This window comes from Thermoactinomyces sp. CICC 10521, assembly GCF_016055135.1.
Taxonomy (GTDB): domain Bacteria; phylum Bacillota; class Bacilli; order Thermoactinomycetales; family Thermoactinomycetaceae; genus Thermoactinomyces_A; species Thermoactinomyces_A daqus.
On record NZ_JAECVZ010000006.1, the window covers coordinates 87,561 to 107,293 of the forward strand.

The 19,733-nt window shown below is 50.2% G+C and carries 18 protein-coding genes, 1 riboswitch and 2 other annotated features (1 of these 21 only partly in view); of the genes, 3 read left to right on the forward strand and 15 right to left on the reverse strand.

From position 1 onward, the window contains the following. Positions 1 to 132: a binding site (T-box leader), on the reverse strand; it reaches 97 nt to the left of the window's first position. 167 nt (positions 133 to 299) lie between these two features. Next, positions 300 to 809 carry a CcdC family protein gene (locus tag I8U17_RS06390; RefSeq protein WP_033101756.1) on the forward strand — a complete coding sequence of 170 codons (510 nt, stop codon included), beginning with the start codon at positions 300 to 302 and terminating at the stop codon, positions 807 to 809. A gap of 155 nt (positions 810 to 964) precedes the next feature. Here I8U17_RS06390 and I8U17_RS06395 read toward each other — a convergent pair whose 3' ends face one another. After that, a complete protein-coding gene (locus I8U17_RS06395; RefSeq protein WP_033101757.1) occupies positions 965 to 1,429 on the reverse strand; it encodes a 2-thiouracil desulfurase family protein in 465 nt (154 codons plus the stop codon). Between the two features lie 189 nt (positions 1,430 to 1,618). Between I8U17_RS06395 and I8U17_RS06400 the strand changes: the two genes are divergently transcribed. Further along, complete coding sequence (locus I8U17_RS06400) at positions 1,619 to 2,935, forward strand: phytoene desaturase family protein (protein ID WP_370589219.1); 1,317 nt, start codon at positions 1,619 to 1,621, stop codon at positions 2,933 to 2,935. A 14-nt stretch (positions 2,936 to 2,949) separates the two neighbouring features. On the opposite strand, the gene I8U17_RS06405 is transcribed toward I8U17_RS06400, so the two are convergent. The 9 genes from I8U17_RS06405 to I8U17_RS06445 form a co-directional block, all read right to left on the reverse strand. Further along, complete coding sequence (locus I8U17_RS06405) at positions 2,950 to 3,525, reverse strand: hypothetical protein (protein WP_033101759.1); 576 nt, start codon at positions 3,523 to 3,525, stop codon at positions 2,950 to 2,952. A gap of 71 nt (positions 3,526 to 3,596) precedes the next feature. Beyond that, a complete protein-coding gene (gene holA, locus I8U17_RS06410; RefSeq protein WP_033101822.1) occupies positions 3,597 to 4,619 on the reverse strand; it encodes a DNA polymerase III subunit delta in 1,023 nt (340 codons plus the stop codon). Between the two features lie 18 nt (positions 4,620 to 4,637). Continuing rightward, positions 4,638 to 5,318 carry an anti-sigma factor family protein gene (locus I8U17_RS06415; protein ID WP_198055296.1) on the reverse strand — a complete coding sequence of 227 codons (681 nt, stop codon included), beginning with the start codon at positions 5,316 to 5,318 and terminating at the stop codon, positions 4,638 to 4,640. Continuing rightward, positions 5,300 to 5,857, reverse strand: coding sequence for an RNA polymerase sigma factor (locus I8U17_RS06420; RefSeq protein WP_033101761.1), 558 nt, complete (start codon positions 5,855 to 5,857; stop codon positions 5,300 to 5,302). Before I8U17_RS06420 ends, I8U17_RS06415 begins: the two co-directional genes overlap by 19 nt. Positions 5,858 to 5,986: 129 nt before the next feature. Further along, positions 5,987 to 8,371, reverse strand: a complete 2,385-nt coding sequence (locus I8U17_RS06425; protein WP_198059180.1) for a DNA internalization-related competence protein ComEC/Rec2 — start codon at positions 8,369 to 8,371, stop codon at positions 5,987 to 5,989. A 230-nt stretch (positions 8,372 to 8,601) separates the two neighbouring features. Further along, positions 8,602 to 9,561, reverse strand: coding sequence for a primosomal protein DnaI (gene dnaI / locus I8U17_RS06430; protein ID WP_198059181.1), 960 nt, complete (start codon positions 9,559 to 9,561; stop codon positions 8,602 to 8,604). Between the two features lie 352 nt (positions 9,562 to 9,913). Further along, on the reverse strand, positions 9,914 to 10,471 hold the full coding sequence (gene dcd, locus I8U17_RS06435) for a dCTP deaminase (RefSeq protein WP_033101765.1): 558 nt from the start codon (positions 10,469 to 10,471) through the stop codon (positions 9,914 to 9,916). Positions 10,472 to 10,555: 84 nt separating this feature from the next. Then, complete coding sequence (locus I8U17_RS06440) at positions 10,556 to 11,728, reverse strand: aminotransferase class I/II-fold pyridoxal phosphate-dependent enzyme (RefSeq protein WP_033101766.1); 1,173 nt, start codon at positions 11,726 to 11,728, stop codon at positions 10,556 to 10,558. Positions 11,729 to 11,745: 17 nt separating this feature from the next. Then, the gene (locus I8U17_RS06445; protein WP_198055293.1) at positions 11,746 to 12,891 is read right to left on the reverse strand and encodes an aminotransferase class I/II-fold pyridoxal phosphate-dependent enzyme; all 1,146 of its coding nucleotides are present in this window, start codon (positions 12,889 to 12,891) and stop codon (positions 11,746 to 11,748) included. Between the two features lie 87 nt (positions 12,892 to 12,978). Beyond that, positions 12,979 to 13,091: riboswitch (SAM riboswitch) on the reverse strand. 196 nt (positions 13,092 to 13,287) lie between these two features. Between I8U17_RS06445 and I8U17_RS06450 the strand changes: the two genes are divergently transcribed. Next, positions 13,288 to 14,481, forward strand: a complete 1,194-nt coding sequence (locus I8U17_RS06450; RefSeq protein WP_198059182.1) for an ornithine--oxo-acid transaminase — start codon at positions 13,288 to 13,290, stop codon at positions 14,479 to 14,481. A 56-nt stretch (positions 14,482 to 14,537) separates the two neighbouring features. Here I8U17_RS06450 and I8U17_RS06455 read toward each other — a convergent pair whose 3' ends face one another. From I8U17_RS06455 to I8U17_RS06475, 5 genes are all read right to left on the reverse strand, one after another. Further along, positions 14,538 to 15,170 (reverse strand): helix-hairpin-helix domain-containing protein, encoded by a 633-nt coding sequence (locus I8U17_RS06455; protein ID WP_198055292.1) that lies wholly within the window; start codon positions 15,168 to 15,170, stop codon positions 14,538 to 14,540. 158 nt (positions 15,171 to 15,328) lie between these two features. Then, entirely contained in the window at positions 15,329 to 17,794 is a 2,466-nt protein-coding gene (leuS, locus tag I8U17_RS06460; protein ID WP_198055291.1) for a leucine--tRNA ligase, read from the reverse strand. Positions 17,795 to 17,875: 81 nt separating this feature from the next. Beyond that, positions 17,876 to 18,112, reverse strand: a binding site (T-box leader). 113 nt (positions 18,113 to 18,225) lie between these two features. Continuing rightward, on the reverse strand, positions 18,226 to 18,567 hold the full coding sequence (rsfS, locus tag I8U17_RS06465) for a ribosome silencing factor (protein WP_033101770.1): 342 nt from the start codon (positions 18,565 to 18,567) through the stop codon (positions 18,226 to 18,228). 13 nt (positions 18,568 to 18,580) lie between these two features. Then, positions 18,581 to 19,153 carry a bis(5'-nucleosyl)-tetraphosphatase (symmetrical) YqeK gene (gene yqeK / locus I8U17_RS06470; protein WP_033101771.1) on the reverse strand — a complete coding sequence of 191 codons (573 nt, stop codon included), beginning with the start codon at positions 19,151 to 19,153 and terminating at the stop codon, positions 18,581 to 18,583. Continuing rightward, the gene (locus I8U17_RS06475; protein WP_033101772.1) at positions 19,143 to 19,727 is read right to left on the reverse strand and encodes a nicotinate-nucleotide adenylyltransferase; all 585 of its coding nucleotides are present in this window, start codon (positions 19,725 to 19,727) and stop codon (positions 19,143 to 19,145) included. The genes yqeK and I8U17_RS06475 overlap by 11 nt, the downstream gene beginning before the upstream one ends. Positions 19,728 to 19,733 lie beyond the last annotated feature (6 nt).

Sequence of the window (19,733 nt, forward strand, 5' to 3'; positions counted from 1 at the left end):
CCCTACTTGATATGGCATCGTTAAGGAAAACAGCTCCAAAGCCCATTCATGCGGCCGGCTGATTGGCTCGCACCCTCCGCCAACTCTCTGCACAGCCACTGCCGCATTACTATTCTTTCTCATCGCTGCTTGTTCTATGTTATTTTCGTTTGTACCGGCTCTAGGTATGAGGCAGGCATTGCCGGCAAAAGATACTTATTGAAATGTATTTTCCTGCAATTTTGCTGAAAAGTCAAGCATACTTATTTACAAACCCCGGGAATTGTGCTAGCTTTTTTCTAGAAACAGGAGGGACGGTTATGGTGCATTCCTTTCCGATCAGTTTAAATTTTGTAGCCCCGATTTTTGCTTTAATCATGGCCTCCATGGTGATTGTCATCCGCCTGCGGGCAACCAATAAGCCAACGAACGCGAGAAAAATTCTCATCCCTCCACTGGGCATGAGCACGGGTTTCCTGATGTTTCTCTACCCGCCGATGCGCGTTCCATGGGCTTGGGCCGGGGTCGCTTTTTTGGCCGGTGCCCTTTTGTTTTCGTACCCTCTGATCAAAACATCTCATTTTGAAATGATCGATGGCAAAGTTTATCTGAAACGTTCGCGCGCTTTTATTCTCATCCTGATCGGTCTGTTTATCCTGCGCATGGTACTCCATGACTATCTCGAACACCTGATCAGCGTGGAACAAACAGCGGCGCTCTTCTTCATCCTTGCGTTTGGCATGCTGTTGCCATGGCGACTGGCAATGTATCTGAAATACAGGAAATTGCAAGAGAAAAACTCCTTGGAAAAAGCCAATGCCGAAGCCTAGCCCCCACCTTGTCCGGGGGCTTTTTTTTCATGAAAATGCGCCGCAGATCGGGGGTTGGTCCTTTGTTTCGGATGGCTGGTCCGGGTGGCACCTTCTTCCGCCAAAAATGCAGGCTTTCATTCTTTATCATCGGATTTATTCTTTCGTTTCATCCATTATATTCTTTTTTCTGAAAAGGTGTCCTCCGAAATCACTTTAATCCCTTTTCGTCGCAGCAAGGCAGTGGTCACGCCGGCACCCGGGTTCGTTTTCCCCTGGAAAGTGCCGTCATAGATGCAGCAACTGCCGCAAGACGGACTTTTTTCTTTTAAAATGGCTTCGTTCGCTCCCACCGTCTTCGCGATGCGATACGTTTCATAGGCTCCCCGGATAAAGGCATCGGTTACATCATTGCCTTGGTTGTCGATCACACGTGCTTTTCCTTCCAGCACATCGTCCCCGTCACCGCCGACAATCTCAGCCGGATTTCTGGGAGTGGACAGTCCGCCGAGCTGTTCCGGACAGACCGGGATCGCCTCCCCTTCCCTGATCAATTTTTGAATCGCCTCCACCGCATTGTGCCGTCCGTCATAGCGGCAGTGAATGCCGGCAAAACAGGCACTGACCACTTTTTTGGTCACTTTGCCCCCTCCTTTGCTTCTCAGATGCTTTCGTTTATCTTCCTCAATCATAACACGCCTACAGATTCGCACGAAATTTGCGAACATGAATAAAACACTATCCGATTCATTTCAAACTTGTTACAATAGTGTAAGTGGTTGATACAAGATGGTTTAAAATGTAACCGTTTCCCAAGGAGTGTGTTTCTTGTGTCTGATAAAGTGATTGTAGTGGGTGGAGGACTTGCCGGACTGAGCGCCGCAGCTCGACTCGCTTACAATGGTTGCAAAGTAACCTTGCTGGAAAAGGCACCGAAGCTCGGAGGGCGCGCAATTTCCATTCCGATAAAAGGGTTTAATTTCAATTTTGGAGCCCATGCCATTTATGCGCGAGATAAATCGATCCTGCGCAAGTATGAACATGAAATCGGACTGAAGGTTGACTGGAAAGATTTTTCACCTTCCAAAGCCTTTTATGACATGGGAACTTTCACCACCCCCATGCCTGCAACACTCGAAGGATTGTATCGCACCAAAGTGTTGGATTCACAGAATAAATGGCGCTTTGCTTACGAAGTCTTCAAAACGATGTCTTCTCTTGAACGGGGAGAACCCGGCGTGTTAATCGGAGATTATCTGCAAAAGGAAACTCCCCAAGTGAGGGATCTTTTGTTGACCATCGCTTCATCCAACTTTTTTACCAATGAACCGGAAAAAATTCCGTCCCCCCTCTTTTTCCAATATTATAAACGGCTGTTTGCCACACAACGCGCTGTCAGCTACATCGGCGGCGGATGGCAGGCAATTGTTGATTCATTTGCGGAAATCATTGAAAAAAACGGCAGCAAAATCATCACCAAAGAAAAAGTAACCAAAATCGAACTCGATGGCAACCGGATTACCGCTGTTTATGGAAAAGAAGAAAAATACGAAGCTGATTATATTATTTTCTGCATTCCTCCAAAAGAGTTATGCCAATTGTTCGCCGACACTCCATTCGCCAAATATTTTGAGGAATACAGCCACTATGTGCCTACGCAAGTCGTTGTCTATGATGTCGGTTTAAGCGAGCGGATTTCCAGCCCGTTCACCTACATTTATCAAAAAGCGCAACGCGTCTTTATCACCGACATTTCCTACTACGATATAACCTGCGTTCCTGACGGGGGACAGCTGATGCAAGCGGTTGCCTACCTCAACGAACAAGAGATTGCAGAAGGAAAAGCGGATGAAAAAGTGGCGACTATCGAATCCGTCTATGACAAGCATTTCCCCGGCTGGCGTGAACGCCTTGTCGCCAAGCGCATTTCCAAAAAAGCGACTGTCCAGGAAATCAAATGCATTGAGGATCAACGCTTGATGCCGGTCAAATTTTACAGCTTGCCCAATGCCTACTTTGCCGGTGACTGGTGTGAAGGAGACGGACAGCTTTCGGAACTTTCCTTTAGCTCCGCTTACAACGTAACCAGCCATATCCTCGAGCATGCGGTTCCGGCGGAAGGAATGAAAAAAGCAACCAGCGCCTGATGCTGGTTGCTTTTTTACGCTCCCATCAATATGTAAACGATCGTGCCGATCAGGGTCATTCCGATGGCAACCGATGCGAACACCAATGAAAACAGCATTTTATCGCTGGCATAATCCTTTAACTCCTCCGGTGTTTTGCTGTCGATCCGACGCGCCTGACTACGCAAATGAACATTGCCGAGCAGGATCAAGAAAAGCAGAACAATAACAAAATACCACCACGAAATTCCTTCGCCAAACCGGATGTTCCCCTCGCGTATCCAAGCCTGGACGAAGAAAAAAATCCCGACGACGAACAGCAACAATGACGTGGAAGTGTAATAGGCTCCCCACTTCTCCCCCAGCTTGTCCCGTTCATACTGATAAAGCTCTCTCATCTCCGGAAAAAGATGAAGAAACGGATTGGGCGACTTCATCCACCAACTGATGAGCGGGAACAGGACAAACAGGCAACCCCAGATGAAATAAACAAGCCGGGCGGCAGGCTCCACTAAGAGGAAAACAAAGAGAAGTGCGATTATGCAAAGGTAGAACAGATTGGAGTAAATGGATTGTTTTTTTCGAAGTTCACATAAACGGTTTTCATCCATCGTTGGGGATTCCACCTTTTTTATATTTTCATAATCATTGGGCCAAAGGCCTCTCCGTGGCAACGGGAGGCTCAAGCAGAAAGGTTGACTTGGAAAAGCAGGCGTTCCACCGCCAAATGTTTGTCCACTTTTCCTGACTTGATATCTTGATCAGTCAAAATCGCCGTATCCAACAAGAGGCGCAGTTGCTGTTCGGAAAAGGCCGCTCCCTGTTTTGCCGCCAGTTTCACCGGGTAGGGATGAACCTTGAGAAATGCCGCCATCTCTTTGTCAGACATCCCCTGCCGCTGCAAGATCTTGACCTGCAGCATCAACCGAATCTGACGTGTAATCAGAGCCAGGATGCGAATCGGCTCTTCCTTTTGAAAAATCAGGTCACTCCAGATATGGAACGCTTCGTTCAATTGGCGCTTCGCTATTTTATCCGTCAGCTTAAATACATCATGCTCCAGGGTGCGCGGTACCAGTTCGGCGACAATGTCCGGTGTCACCTTTCCCCCCGCTCCGACGTAAAGGGCCAATTTGCTCACTTCCGCGTGGAGAAGCCGGAGATCAGGACCAGTCAGCATGATCAAATCAAGAACCGCTTGCGGATCTGCCTGGACATGCAATTTGGCAAACCGCCTTTCCACCCACTGAAGCAAATCCTTCCCCGCCAACAGGGGAAACTCAACGGCACGCGCATGTTTAAGCAGTTCCTTCACGATTTTTTTTCGCTTGTCAAGCTGCTCGCCGGAAACGGTTAAAACCACCACACTGGTGGACAGAGGCTGCTTTAAGTACTGGAGCAGGGCATCCGTTTCATGCTGAACGCCGCTTTTCCCTTTCCCGGCTGTCAAAAAGCGGGCATTCTGACCGATAATCAACCGCCTGTCCCCAAAAAAGGGCAGAGTTTCCGCCTCTTGCACCAGCATCTGCACCGGCGTCTCATCCAAATCAATCTGCATGAGATTACCAAAGGAGACTTCTTCCGGACTCCACCTTTTTTTCATCCATTCAATTGCTTCTTCAATCAAGAAACCTTCTTCACCATAAAAGAGATAAACGGGAGCGATGTTATCTTCCTGCCACTCTTTCAGCCATGAACGATCCATTTTCGCCACCTCTTCCTCCTAGTTTATCTCTTTTTTCTCCTTGACATCAATCATGACGGTCTGGTCGTCTTTTCCATCAGCAGACGGCAGGATCAGCCGAACGCGTTGTTTGTTTTGCCATACAACCGATGGCGAGCCGTCAACCTTCCGAAAAATGCGGCTGCGATATTGGACGCTTCCGTCCGCCTTGCGCACGATTAAATGATTTCCCTGCCAAATGGCGCAATATTGACGATCAGGTGACCAAACCTCCTGAATATTTTCCAGCTCGAATTTGGCAGCCCGATCTTTGCTCCCGTCTGTATGCTCCGGCGGAACCGGATCGGCAATTTTGGAGGCCGTATTGATGGGAATGGCCCCCCATTTGCTCAGATAAAACAGACCGATAAAGAGGAACAAGACGAGCGCAGCAGCCATCCTCCCTAATCGGAGCCAATTGTATCTCGGTTTGATCACTGTTTGCGGCTTCGTCTTCTTTTTGTCGTCCTCGATCGCCTCCAGCACCGCATCGACGACGCTGTGCGGTGGCTCCACTTTGGGAAGAAGGGATAGTTCACCGGACAGCCACTGCATCTCTTCCGCCGTTGCCCGGCATTGCGGCGACTGTTCCAGCTGCTTTTCCAGCATTTTCTTTTCTGCCGCAGTCAGATCACCATCCAAGTCACGTTGAATCCATTCCATCACTTTTTCATCTGCCAAGATACATCCCCTCCTTCCTGATATTCCGACAACCACTTTTGCAGTTGTTTGCGCGCACGAAACAAATGCGATTTGACCGTATTCAGGGGGAGTCCCATCGCTTCTGCTATCTCCTGGTAATGATAACCTTGTACATAGCGCAGGATAATCGCCGTTTGCTGTTGCAGGGGCAGACGGCGAATCGCCTGTCTCAAATCAGACAGGATCGCTCCCCGCTCCACCTCTTTAGCCGCTTTGCCATCCTCATGCTGCGGTTCTTCATCAAACAGTATGACGTTTTTCCGTTTGCGAAACAAATCGATGCATACATTGGTAACAATGCGCTGCGCCCATGTATGCAACAAAGCTTCTCCTTTATAGGAAGGGAGATATTTATATATTTTCAACAGAGCTTCTTGTGTGGCGTCCAAAGCATCCTGTTCGTTTCCCATCATATAATAAGCGGTGCGATAAAGCGATGTCTCCAATTGCTTAAGTATTTGCACAATCGCTTTCCTGTCGCCCGACTGAGCCTGTTTGATCAACTCTGAATCAAGCAACGAAATACCCCCTATATTCTTTTAGACCTGTTTGAACTGCGGCAGGTTGCAACACCCTATGTATGTACATAAATAATACTATTATATCGCGGGGCAAATCGGGCAAAAGACGAATCCTTTTTTACATCTTCAAGGAGAAGTGCTTTCCACCCGGATCTTTTGCTTTTCGACGTGAAAAATGATCGCTCCAAGCTGATCAGTTCGCAAGATCACGGCATGTCGGGCACGCAAGCGCTGAAGCACCAGGGGAGAGGGATGGCCAAACGGATTATGCCGCCCCACGGAGATAACGGCATAGCGCGGGGCCACGGCATCGAGCCATTCTGCACCGGTGGACGTGCGGCTCCCGTGGTGTGCCACCTTTAGCACCTGGACATGCGACAACCTCCACCCGGCTAATATCCGCTTTTCCGCTTCACTGCTGATATCTCCTGTCATCAAGGTTTGAAAGCGGCCGATCGATAACAAAAAAACAACGGACTCATCATTTGCCGATCGGTTCGCGGTCGCCGGATGCAAAAATGTAAGGAACACACCGGGCGAAAATTGCCATCTCAATCCCGGCCGGGCGATCCGGATCGGAATTTTTCGTTCCCGCATCTCTCTTAACAAATCCTGTTCCAACGCGCTTTTCGGCGGAAGAGGGCCACGGATCACCATTTTCACCGGAAATCTTTGCACCACCGCTTTCGCTCCGCCAATATGGTCCGCATCGCCATGCGTTAAAATGAACAGATCAATCTGTTTGATGCCCCGGTATTTGAGATAAGGAATAATCACATTTTCACCGGCATCAAAGCGGCGGCTGCCTGATCCGAAGCGGTTTCCGCGCGAGGAAAACCCTCCGCTGTCGATGAGAATCGTCTTTCCTGTCTGCGTTTCCACAACTGCCGCATCTCCCTGACCCACGTCGAGAAATGCGATCCGGTTTTCCGCTCCCTCTCCGTTACGTTTCCCATAAGCAAATGCCACCAAACTGAACAGCAAAAGAACGACACCGATCCGCTTCCATTGAGGAACAAACGGCTTCATCCAAACGACGGCCAGACTTATGACTGTAAAGCAATAAAGTGCAAGCCACAGGGCGGACGGCCCGGCCCATGACGGAAATGCCCATGTCCATTGCAACATCCAGCGGACACCCTGATGAACCAGCTCCAGCAATTGGCTGGTGAGACTGGCAAGCCACGAAGCCAGCGGTCCCGGAACAAAAGCAAGCAGAAGCGAACCGAGAGACAGCGGAAGAATCAGGGAACTGATCAATGGAACGAACAGAAGGTTGGCCAGCCAAGAAAGAAGCGAAAACTCGTGAAAATGAAAGATGAGAACCGGGAACGACACCAGCTCTGCAATCAGATTGGCGGCCAAAAACTGACGAAGACTGCGCGACGGAACAGGAATGCGGCCGGCGACAGGCTCCGTCCCCACAACCAGAGCAGCGGTCACCAGATAGCTTAACTGAAAGCCGGCTTCTTCGATTTGAAAGGGATTCCATCCTAACTGGACCAGAAAGGAAACAGCCAAAAACGAAAGGGCATCCCGAAACTTTTTCAAAACGATGGCTAAAAGTGAAAAACCGGCCATGATCACCGCGCGGATCACCGGCGGACCAAGTCCTGTCAGAACGGCGTACACCGGAAGACACAAAAGGATTGCCAACGCCGATTTTTCCCGCGTCAGCCCCAGGCGCGTCAACAAAAAATAAAAACAGCCGATCACAACAGCCACGTGCAGCCCGGATACAGATAAAAGATGAATAATGCCCAATGTGGCATACTGGGTCTCCAAACTGTCGGGAACAGCTGATTGCTCTCCCAGCAGAAGGCCGCGAAGATATCCGCTCTGATCTCGGCCGTACAGTTTCTCAATTCGTTGATCCAGCCAGGCGCGCCCTCGATCGATCAGTACCAGCGGATGATGCGGGACGGAAGCCAAAACCTTGATCCGTTCCGGCGAGTCAGATTGTCCGATCAAATGGATATGCCGACGATATAGATACGCGCCATAATCAAAGGCTCCCGGATTGCGCGGCCGGGGCGGTTTGCTGAAGGTGAGCCTGATCCGGATCGTGGACAGCCGCTTTAACTGCCGGGCTTCTTCCCATTCGTCGTAAGAATGCAGCTTCCGCCTGACAGCAACCCGTTCGGGAATCACTCTGCGCCATCCCCGATCGGTTTTTACGTCGAAGACCATCATTTCGAACGTTAACTGGTCTCCCTCGATATCCGGAAGCGAAACAACCTTTCCGATCGCAACCTGAGGGCTGTTCAAAAACTGGCGCGGCAGATGGGAAACGTTGTTCGCCACGTCCCAGGCATAACGGAATGCTCCGGCAAACAGTCCGAGCAGCAGAAACAGGACAACCCGGCCTTTTCGATAATGATAGACGATCCAGCCTCCGGCCAGCGCGACCAGGACCGCTGCACATCCGTAAAAGAAAAATGCATTCCACCCGCGTGCGGCGAAAACCCCGGCAATCCATCCCGCGCTGACCCATACGAGCGGCCGCTTCACCCTCCTTCCCCTCCTTTTTTTTTACAAACTTCGGAGGATTTCTCCATTTTCCTACATTTTCCTTCTTCTTTTTCCATCCGGTCATTAATTTTCAAGGCACAAAAAAACGCCAATATCACCATTGGCGTGATGCTCAAACCGGAGCATAAGGAATCGGTGCTTTTCTGCTACGACTGATGCCAAAGGAACGGGAGAAAAGCGAACAGACTGGAAAATAAGCTGACCAGATCTCAATTGGCATTATTGTTCAGGGCATATCTCCTGTTTCTTCCCTGTACCTCAACAACCGTCACATAAGGCTTGATTCTTTCCATGATCCTTTTGGCCTTCAGCGGTTCATGGCGTTCATATCCGTTTGACAGCGTAATGGAGAGCCATTCCTCCAATTCATCAAGCGTGAGGTTGGAAGTGTAAATGGTCGGAAGCTGATTGGATACCCGGTTGTGCAAAACCACGGCCAATACACTGTCCCTCAACCAGGAAGTCAGGTTTTCCACCCCGATATCATCCAGTACCAATATGGGGACGTTGCTTAATGCTTCCAGTTTACTATTGAGCAATCCTTCTTTCTTGGCGATGGTATCCCTCAGTTCCTGGGCAAGTGCCGAAGTGTGAACCATCATGGAGGGAATTCCGTATTCAGCCAGGGTATTTAAAATAGCACCGGCAATATAACTTTTTCCCGTCCCGAATGATCCGCAAAAGTAAAGGCCTTTAACCGTTTCCCCGTTGGCTATTCTCAGGCAGAAATCCAAAGCGGCATCGATCGCCTTTTCCCGTCCATGATCCAATTCAATCGTTTGAAACGTTGCCTTTTGAATGTCCAGAGGAATTTGCTGACACTGAATTAAGTTTTTTCTCCGCTCTTCCTCTTTTTTCGCCTTGAGCTTGCTGCATTCATTCATGACCAGATCCACAAAACCGCCGTATTCCCTTAAAGTCGGAAAGTGCCCTTTCATCAGGTTTGGACACTCACTCAAACGGAGACACTGTTTGCAGTTTTCATTTTCCTGGACGAATTGATGGAGCTTGGAGAACGAACGTTTTAAGATTGCCTCGGAAACTTCATGCTCCACCATATATTTGACCACTAAAGGGTGTTTTAACAACGCGTTTAATTGCCTTTCCATCTGATCCGGACTGAAGCGTTCTTTCATTTTTGAAGAGATAACGTTTCCCAGTTTTTTCAATTTCTCGAATCTCCCCGTTCTTATGGTCAGACATGCTGATTTTCCGTTTGTATGTGATCGACACGCCTGTCCACGAAGACTTCTGCATGTAATCTTATCACAAAACCGGGTGGCAATCACCTGATCGAATTTACATTTTTTTCCGATCTGAAAAACACATATCCAAGTGATCAGGGCAGAGACGGGTAATTCCCGCATCATCCCGAAATGACGATCGGATTTTTTCCTCTCACTCAAATCCTGGGATGAAAGAAGAAAATCGGAGACTGATGCATTCCTCACGATCCGGTCAATAAAGGCAAAAAAGACGGCCGATGGATTTCGCCGTCTGTTTGTATCATCTATGATCCTGTTATACCTTTGGCAGTGTAATTCCCGTTTGTCCCTGGTATTTCCCTTGTTTGGAGCGGTAAGAGACTTCACAAATCTCATCACTCTCCAAAAACAGAATCTGACAAAGGCCTTCATTGGAATAAATCTTTGCCGGCAGCGGTGTCGTATTTGAGATTTCCAACGTAACGTACCCTTCCCAGCCGGGTTCGAGAGGGGTCACATTGGTAATGATTCCGCAGCGCGCATACGTTGACTTGCCGACACACACGGCCAGGACGTTTTCCGGAATGCGAAAATATTCCACCGACCGCGCCAGGGCAAATGAGTTGGGAGGAATGATGCACACTTCTCCTTTAAAATCGATAAACGAATCGGAATCGATCTTTTTCGGATCGATGACGGGGTTCAGCGCATTGTGAAAAATCTTGTATTCATCCGCAACGCGCAAATCATATCCATAACTGCTGAGTCCAAAACTGACCGCTTCCCCTTTCCCCACGTTCCGATCGATAAACGGCTCGATCATTTGATGATGAAGCGCCATTTCGCGTATCCATTTATCCGATTTAATGGCCATTTCCTGCAATCTCCTTCTGTGCAAAATTTCCCTTCTCATTTTACATGATCATCTGCAAAAGAAAAACGCCCCCTGGAGGAGACGCTATAAATTACCAAAACCTGCCGGGATCGTCACCTTTTTTTCTTGCAAGGCCGCCGCCAGATCATCAATCAGATCATCCGCGTTTTCCAGTCCGACCGACAGGCGCAGCAGCCCGTCCGTAATCCCGTGACGATTCCGCACTTCCGCGGGCATTGCCGCATGGGACATCATCGCCGGATAGGAGAGAATGCTTTCGACCGCACCGAGACTGACCGCCACGATCGGCAGACGGACCCGTGACAGGATGCGCTTGGCTTTCTCCATGCTGCCGACATCGAAGGAGAGAACCGCTCCATGCCCGCTCGCCTGTTCATTTTGCAAATGATACCCTTCGTGTGACGGAAGGCCGGTATAGTAAACCCGTTTGACATCCGGATGCTGTTCCAGCCACAGTGCCACCTTTTCCGCGCTTTGCGTCGACAACTCCATCCGTGCCTGCAACGTCTTGAGACCTCTGAGCACCAGCCAAGAATCGTACACACCCAGGATGGCGCCAAAAGCATTTTGCAGCAGTCCGATCTCCTCGGCCAGTTCTTCATCCTTCACCACAACCAGTCCGGCCACAACATCACTGTGCCCGCTGATAAATTTGGTTGCGCTGTGAACCACGATATCGGCACCCAGCTCGAGCGGCCGCTGGAAATACGGGGTTAAAAAGGTGTTATCGACGATGGTTCGCAAACGGTACGCTTTAGCAATCCGCACAATGCCACGCAAGTCCGTCACCTTGAGCAGCGGATTGGACGGGGTTTCCACATAGATCGCCCGGGTGTTGGGGCGAATCGCAGCGGCCACCTGTTCCAAATCGGTCGTATCAACAAACGTGGTTTCAATTCCCATGCGGTCAAACACCTTTGTCAAGACGCGATATGTACCCCCGTACACATCTTGGGACACAATCAGGTGATCTCCGCGCGAGAACAAGAGAAATACCGTGGAAATCGCCGCCATTCCGGAAGCGAACGCATAGCCGCGACAGCCCCCTTCGAGTCTTGTGATCGTTTGCTCCAGCGCTTTGCGCGTCGGGTTGCCCGAACGGGCATAGTCAAATTCGCCCGGCTGGTCAATGGAAAACTGATGGTAAGTCGATGACTGGTAAATCGGAATGCTGGAAGCCCCCGTAAACGAATCAATTTCATTCCCGTTGTGCAAAAGCCTTGTCTCAAATCTCATCTTGCTCCCCTTCCTTTCTATTCCTGATCCGCTTTTTTCAGCGCTTGATCCAAATCAGCAATCAGATCTTCCTTGTGTTCAATTCCCACTGACAGTCGCAACAAGCGATCGCAGACCCCGATGCTCTCCCTGATCTCAGCCGGCACATCCGCATGGGTCTGCCTTGCCGGATAGGTGATCAAACTCTCCACGCCGCCCAGACTCTCCGCAAAAGTGATCACATTCAGATTTTCCAGGATTGAGGCAATCATCCCACTATTCCTGACCCGGAATGAAATCATTCCCCCGTATCCGTCCGCCTGTTCATCCAAAATCGCTTTTGATTCCGGGTTGAGCGAGGGATAAAAAACCTCGTCCACCAGCGGGTGTTGCTTTAAATATTCAGCGATCGCCAGCGCATTTTCCTGATGTTTTTCCATCCTCAAGGCCAATGTTTTCATCCCGCGCATCAATAACCACGTATCCAGCGGCCCCAGAGCAGCTCCGATCGAATTTTGAATAAAGCGCAACCGTTCAGCCAATTCATCTCCTTTTACGACAATCAACCCTGCCAGCACATCATTGTGGCCTCCCAGATACTTGGTCGCACTGTGGACGACGATATCGGCACCGAGCTCCAGCGGCCGCTGGAAATACGGAGTCATAAAGGTATTGTCAACAATGGTGTAACAGCCCGCCTGCTTTGCAATTTGCGCAATCTGCTTCAAGTCCGTTACATGCATCAGCGGATTGGTGGGCGACTCGATAAAAACAGCCTTTGTATTCGGACCGATTGCCCGCTTTACATCATCCGACCGTCGCAAATCCACGTAAGTAAAGGACAGACCGAACCGGGTCAATACCTCTTCAAACAGACGATAGGTTCCACCATATAAATCAAGGGATACGACGAAATGATCCCCGGCGGAAAACAACCCCATCAATGTATGAATCGCCGCCATTCCCGAACTGCAGGCAAACCCGCCGTTTCCTCCCTCCAACTGGCTGATCGCCTCTTCCAGCACGTCCCGGGTCGGATTGGCTGTGCGCGAATAATCATAACCAGTACTAACTCCCAAAGAGATATGCTCATATGCTGTGGAAAAATACACAGGAAAGTTAACGGCCCCTGTCTTCTTCTCCTTCTTGTTGCCGATTTGTGCCAGTCTCGTTTCCAGTTTCACAGGTGATCCCTCCCAGAAGTTAGCCAATAAAAAAACCCCTTCCCTTATCCAGAGAAGAGGCAGAACCTGCGACGGTCAATCTCTCTTCTCTTATCTCTCAGAAACACTCGTTTCTGCAGGAATTGGCACCTTCCGGCAGCAAACGCCGCCGAGGTTGCCGGGCTTCATCGGGCCAGTCCCTCCGCCACTCTGGATAAGAGAACCTTTATCCCATTTTAACTTTTCCGGTTTCAATTTTTCATCTTTTACAGATTATACTAAACAGTTCCGGCCACGTCAAGAGTGATATTTATACTTGTCATTGATAGAGTATACATTTCATTGATTTTCTTAACATACTTCCCTTACAATAAATTTGTAAATGATCAAATAGTTTTGAGCTAAGGGGGTAATTCCATGTCGCGCAACCAGGAACTCATTGAGCTTACGGATAAATTCGGGGCAAGGAACTATCATCCTCTGCCGATCGTTATTTCCAAAGCAGAGGGAATCTGGGTTGAGGATGCCGACGGTAACCGTTACATGGATATGTTAAGCGCTTACTCGGCTCTCAACCACGGACACCGCCATCCCAGACTGATCCAGGCGTTAAAAGAGCAGGCTGACAAAGTCACCTTGACTTCACGTGCCTTTCATAACGACCAATTGGGTCTCTTTTACGAAAAAGTGGCAAAACTGACGGACAAAGAGATGGTTTTGCCGATGAACACAGGAGCCGAAGCCGTTGAAACGGCGATCAAAGCCGTTCGCCGCTGGGCTTACGATGTGAAAAAGGTTCCGAACAACCAGGCGGAAATCATCGTTTGCGCCGACAACTTTCACGGCCGCACCGTCACCGCTGTTTCCCTCTCGTCCAACGATGAGTACAAACGCGGTTTCGGCCCCCTGACCCCAGGCTTCAAAGTAATCCCTTACGGCGATTTGGAAGCGCTTCGCCAAGCGATTACCCCGAACACGGCCGCGTTCCTTTTCGAACCAATCCAGGGAGAAGCCGGCGTCATCGTGCCTCCGGAAGGATTCCTCAAACAAGCATATGAATTGTGCAAAGAACATCATGTTCTCTTTGTCGCCGACGAAATCCAGACCGGTTTCGGCCGGACGGGGCAATTGTTCGCATGCGACTGGGAAGACGTAAAACCGGATCTGTACATTATGGGAAAAGCGCTTGGCGGCGGTGTGATGCCGATTTCGGCCGTAGCGGCAGACAGAGAGGTTCTCGGCGTCTTTGAACCTGGTTCCCACGGGTCCACGTTTGGCGGAAACCCTCTCGCTTGCGCCGTGGCCATTGCCGCCTTGGATGTGCTGATCGAAGAAGAGTTACCCAAGCGCTCCCGCGAGCTCGGAGCCTATTTTATTGAGGAATTGCGCAAAATCAACAACCCGAAAATCAAAGAAGTACGCGGCAAAGGCTTGTTTATCGGAATGGAGCTGACGGAAGCGGCAAGGCCTTATTGTGAATCCTTGATGCAAGAAGGACTCTTGTGCAAAGAAACCCATGAAAATACCATCCGCTTTGCTCCCCCGCTCATCATCACCCGGGAAGAACTCGATCTGGCTCTCGATAAAGTGCGCAAAGTCATGGAGCGTTAATTTTTGCAAAAAGCGGCTTCCTGTCGAGGTTGCCGTTTTTTCTTTTTCAAATCCTCTTACAGGACGATCTGTGCGCGAAATTTCTCCAGTGTCTTTTCCCCGATGCCCGGAACATTCGCAATTTCCTCGATGGTGCGAAAAGGGCCGTGTTCCTGTCTGTACTGGAAAATGTTTTTCGCTTTTGACGGCCCGATCCCATCCAGTTTCTCCAGTTCTTCCAGGGTGGCCTGGTTGATATGGATCTTGTCCGATGATGATGTTCCTTGCATATTGCCTTGTCCCGATGCTATCCATCCTTCCGGAACCGCTTCCCCGCGCCTGGGTATGTAAACCACCATGCCGTCGCTCAGGGGCTGTGCCAGATTCACCTGGTTGAGATCGGCATCCTTCCCCGCACCGCCCGCTTTTTCCAACACATCGTATACCCTGGCCCCTGATTCGAGATGATAAAGTCCCGGATGGGAGACCGCTCCTTTCAGATCGATGACAATCACATCATTCTTCTGCTTTTTCTCTGCAGGCTCAACTTTCTCCGCCTTCGCCACTTCAGATTGATACGGTTCAAGGCCCTCCGTCGGCAAATTCTCCGCGGATGGTTGAAAAACCCAAGCCGCAACAGCCACCAGCAATAAAATCAATACCGCTCCGGCCATTATTTTCTCACGCGGCGTCCAGTCCCATTGAACCAAAGGCAAACACCTCTGAATATTCCGTTATTTTATATCTAACAATGTACATGATGATCGCTTTTCAGACAAGTCTTTATGAACAAATTTCCAAAACAAAAAAACCCGCCTGCCAAACGCGGCAAGCGGGCTCCAATATGCTCTCTTCCTTGACAACAATGTCAGTTGGCAACGATGTTCACCAATTTGCCCGGCACGACAATCACTTTTCGCACGGTTTTTCCATCAATCCAGCCTTGAATCCGGTCGGTGGACAGCGCCTGTTTTTCCACTTCCTCGCGGGAAGCATTCGCGGAAACGACGAGTTTGTCCCTTACCTTGCCGTTGATTTGGACGGCGATCTCGATCTCGTCCAATACGAGGGCGCTCTCGTCATATTTCGGCCAAGACGCGAGATGAACACTTCCCTTCCGCCCGGTCATCTGCCACATCTCCTCGGCAATATGGGGGACGAACGGGGCCAAAAGCAGCACCAATGTTTCCAGCGCTTCTTTGTAAATGGCACGATCTGCCGTATCAGGGTAGCTGTACAGGGAGTTGACCAATTCCATGATACTGCTGATCGCCGTGTTAAAGTGACTGCGTTCGCCGATTTCGCCTGTCACTTTTTTGATCGTCTGATGAAGCACGCGGCGCAACTCTTTGCCCTCGGCGTCAAGCGATGCGGAAGGGGTGAATTCTTGCTTGAACAGCTCTTCATTCTGGACGATCAGGCGCCAAACCCGATTCAGGAAGCGATGGCTTCCCTCCACTCCTGTATCGCTCCACTCCAGGTCACGATCCGGCGGAGCTGCAAACAGGATAAACAGGCGGGCCGTATCCGCGCCGAACCGGTCGATGATCTCCAGCGGGCTGACCACATTCCCTTTGGACTTGGACATCTTGAATCCGTCTTTTAAAACCATCCCCTGGGTGAGCAAGCTCTTAAACGGCTCATCCACCTGAACCATGCCGGCATCGTACAGAACTTTGGTCACAAATCGGGAATAGAGCAGATGAAGTACCGCATGCTCGATCCCGCCGATATATTCATCGACTGGGAGCCATTTGTTTACTTCTTCCGGACTGAACGGAACCGTTTCATTATGTGCGTCGGTGTAGCGGAAATAATACCAGGAAGAGTCGACGAACGTATCCATGGTGTCCGTTTCCCGACGCGCCTGTTTGCCGCAGGAAGGGCACTTGGCATGGACAAAAGTTTCCGATGTAGTCAGCGGATTGCGCTTGCCGTCAAACACTACATCTTCCGGCAACACCACCGGCAAATCTTCTTTCGGAACCGGCTGCACGCCGCAATCATCACAATAAATCACGGGAATCGGGGTGCCCCAGTAACGCTGGCGGGAGATGAGCCAGTCACGCAAGCGGTAATTGACGGTGGAACCGCCCAATCCCTGCTCTTGCAGTTTGTCGGCAATCGCCTTGATCGCCGCACGATTGTCCAATCCGTCAAACGGCCCGGAGGAAATGAGGATGCCGTCTTCGGTATAAGCTTCCGCCAGCGGTTCGGCAGGCGCATCGCCGTCTTTGGGCCGGATGACTTGCTTGATCTCCAGCCCGTATTTGCGGGCAAACTGGAAATCGCGCTCATCGTGTGCGGGAACCCCCATCACCGCACCGGTACCGTAATCCATAAGCACATAATTGGCGATCCAAATCGGGACCAATTCCCCAGTAAGCGGGTGTTTGGCAAACGCGCCGGTCGGATAACCGACTTTTTCCGCATCCGTGGAAGTGCGCTCAATCTCCGACTGTTTTTTCATCTCCTCAATGAACCGGAGAATCGGCTCTTCCTCTTTTTTCCCTTTGATCAGGCGCGGAACCAACGGATGCTCCGGTGCAAGGACCAGGTAGGTCACTCCGTAAAGCGTATCGGGACGGGTGGTGAAAACGGTCACCTTCTCATCGCCGCATTCAGGAACGGAAAACGTGACATGGGCACCTTCACTTTTCCCGATCCAGTTGCGCTGCATCGCTTTCACCTTTTCCGGCCAATCCGGCAGGCGATCCAGACCTTCGAGCAACCGTTCCGCATAATCGGTGATCCGCAAGAACCACTGCTCCAGCTCTTTTTTGGTCACTTCCGAATCACAGCGCCAGCATCTGCCGTCTTCCACCTGCTCGTTGGCCAAAACCGTATTGCAGGAAGGGCACCAGTTCACCGATGCTTTTTTGCGGTAAGCCAGCCCCCGTTCATAAAAGAGCAGGAACAGCCACTGGTTGAATTTATAATAATCGGGCAGGCAGGTGCCCACATAGCGGTCCCAGTCGTATGAAACACCGAGCAATGCTTGTTCTCTGCGAATCCGCTCCATATTGTTCAACGTCCATTCGCGCGGATTGACACCGCGGTTGATGGCCGCGTTTTCCGCCGGCAGACCGAAGGCGTCGGCTCCCATCGGATGAAGAACGCGGTAACCGTTCATGCGGCGGAAACGGGCCACCACATCACCGATGGAATAAACACGCATATGCCCCATGTGCAATCCTTCCCCGGAAGGATAGGGAAATTGTTCCAGGGCATAATATTTCGGCTTGGACGGATCTTCATCCGTTTTATATAAATCGGTATCTTGCCAAACCTTTTGCCATTTGGCTTCAATCTCTTTCGGGCTGTACTCTTTCATGTTCGTTCTCCTCCACAGTAAACTTCAAATATCCCTTTTTTCGCCAATGAAAAGTGAAAACCTCCCACCCCCAGCTTCCGTGCTAGGGACGAGAGGTTGACTGACAATTCCCGCGGTACCACCCTGCTTAGTGCATGTCGGATGACTGCACTCACTCAAATCCGGTAACGGAGATGAACCGCCAAAGAGTAGTGAGGAAATCCCCTTTCCCCTTTGGAGCGATGAGGCGAGTTCACCTGTGGCCCAGATTGACTCTCACCAACCGTCAACTCTCTGCGCTGGGCTTTACAGATTACTGCTCCCCATCCTTGCTTCGCTCAAATAGTTTATTAACATTATATGAACAAGGTTAAAGCAGTGTCAACGCTTTTTTAATCATTATCAACAAAAATATATTTTTATATTAACCCTTTTTTATGGAGAATATTCTTTTATTGTACTTTTAACTGTCTGGCATCGCCCCAGAGGCGTTCCAAATCATAAAACTCGCGTTCATCTTTGTGGAAAACATGGACAACCACATCACCGAGGTCAATCAGAACCCAGCGCGCATCTTGAAATCCTTCAATCCCTTTCAGGATGAGGTCGGATTCCAGCACTTTATCCTTGATTCCATTGACGATGGCTTGCACTTGTGTTTGCGAATTTCCATGGCAGATCACAAAGTAATCAGCAAACACGGACAGGCCGCGAATATCCAGGATGATGATATCTTGCGCTTTTTTCTCCTCGGCAGCGGTGGCCGCCAACTGAGCGATTTCCACTACGTTCAAAAAGATTCCTCCCTTATCGCTTTTGAGCTGTTTGCTCCAACATGTGATTGCGCGCATGCAGGGTGAGAGGATACACTTTCTGCCCGCGCTCAATCAAAAAGACAATCGTCTTGTCAAGTGCCGCCAGCACGGCACGATCCAAATCGGATTCCGCCGTTTTCCGCACTTCCTCCACCCCGGGAAAACGGCGTCCTGGTTCGATGTAATCGGCCAAAAAGACGATTTTCTCAAGAAGTGACATCTGCGGACGTCCCGATGTGTGGTAGCGGATCGCGTTCAGGATGTCTTCATCTTGGATCCCGAAACGAACCTCTGCCACTTCGGCACCGACCGGCGCGTGCCACAGTTCTTTGTTAAACTGAAGCAGGTCTTCTGGAAGACCCCTGTCCATAATCCAACGCACCAGTTGCTCGTCCGGCCAGAATTTGCAGTAATCATGCAAAATCGCCGCCACTTCCGCTTTCTGTTCATCTGCTCCAAACCGTCTGGCCAACCGGATTGACGTCTCGGCAACACGAAGCGTATGTTCCCATCTGTGCTGGGGAAGCTGTTCTTTTGTAGCTTGTAATAAAAGATCAAGTTCCATACAGACGATGCTCCTTTATATACTGGTAAACAGGGTCGGGAACGAGATAGCGCAAAGATTTGCCGCACTTGGCCCGCTGCCGGACGGCGGTCGAAGAAATCGAAGTTTCAATGGCCCCGGGGATCCACTGCAGGCGGTCAGTCACAAAATCGGGCAATCCCTCCGCCCGAACACCGGGCCGCCCCAATCCGATCACTTGGACCAGTTGAAGGATTTTCTTTATTTTATACCAATGAGGAAGATCTTTCACCGTATCAGCCCCCACCAGCAGAAAAAAATCATGTTCGGGCGTCGATTCCTTTAATATCTGAATGGTATCAACGGTATAGGAAGGACCTTCCCTTTTTAATTCCATCTCATTCACCAGAAATCGGGGATTGCCTTCGACTGCCAATCTGACCATTTGCAGCCGGTGTTGGGCCGGAGTGATTTCATTTTCCTGCTTATGCGGCGGTTCCCCGGCCGGAATAAACCAGACTTGTTCCAGAGATGCCGTTTCCATTGCCTGCTGGGCAAGCAACAGGTGCCCCATGTGGATGGGATCAAAGGTGCCGCCAAAAATGCCTACCCTCATGTCCAA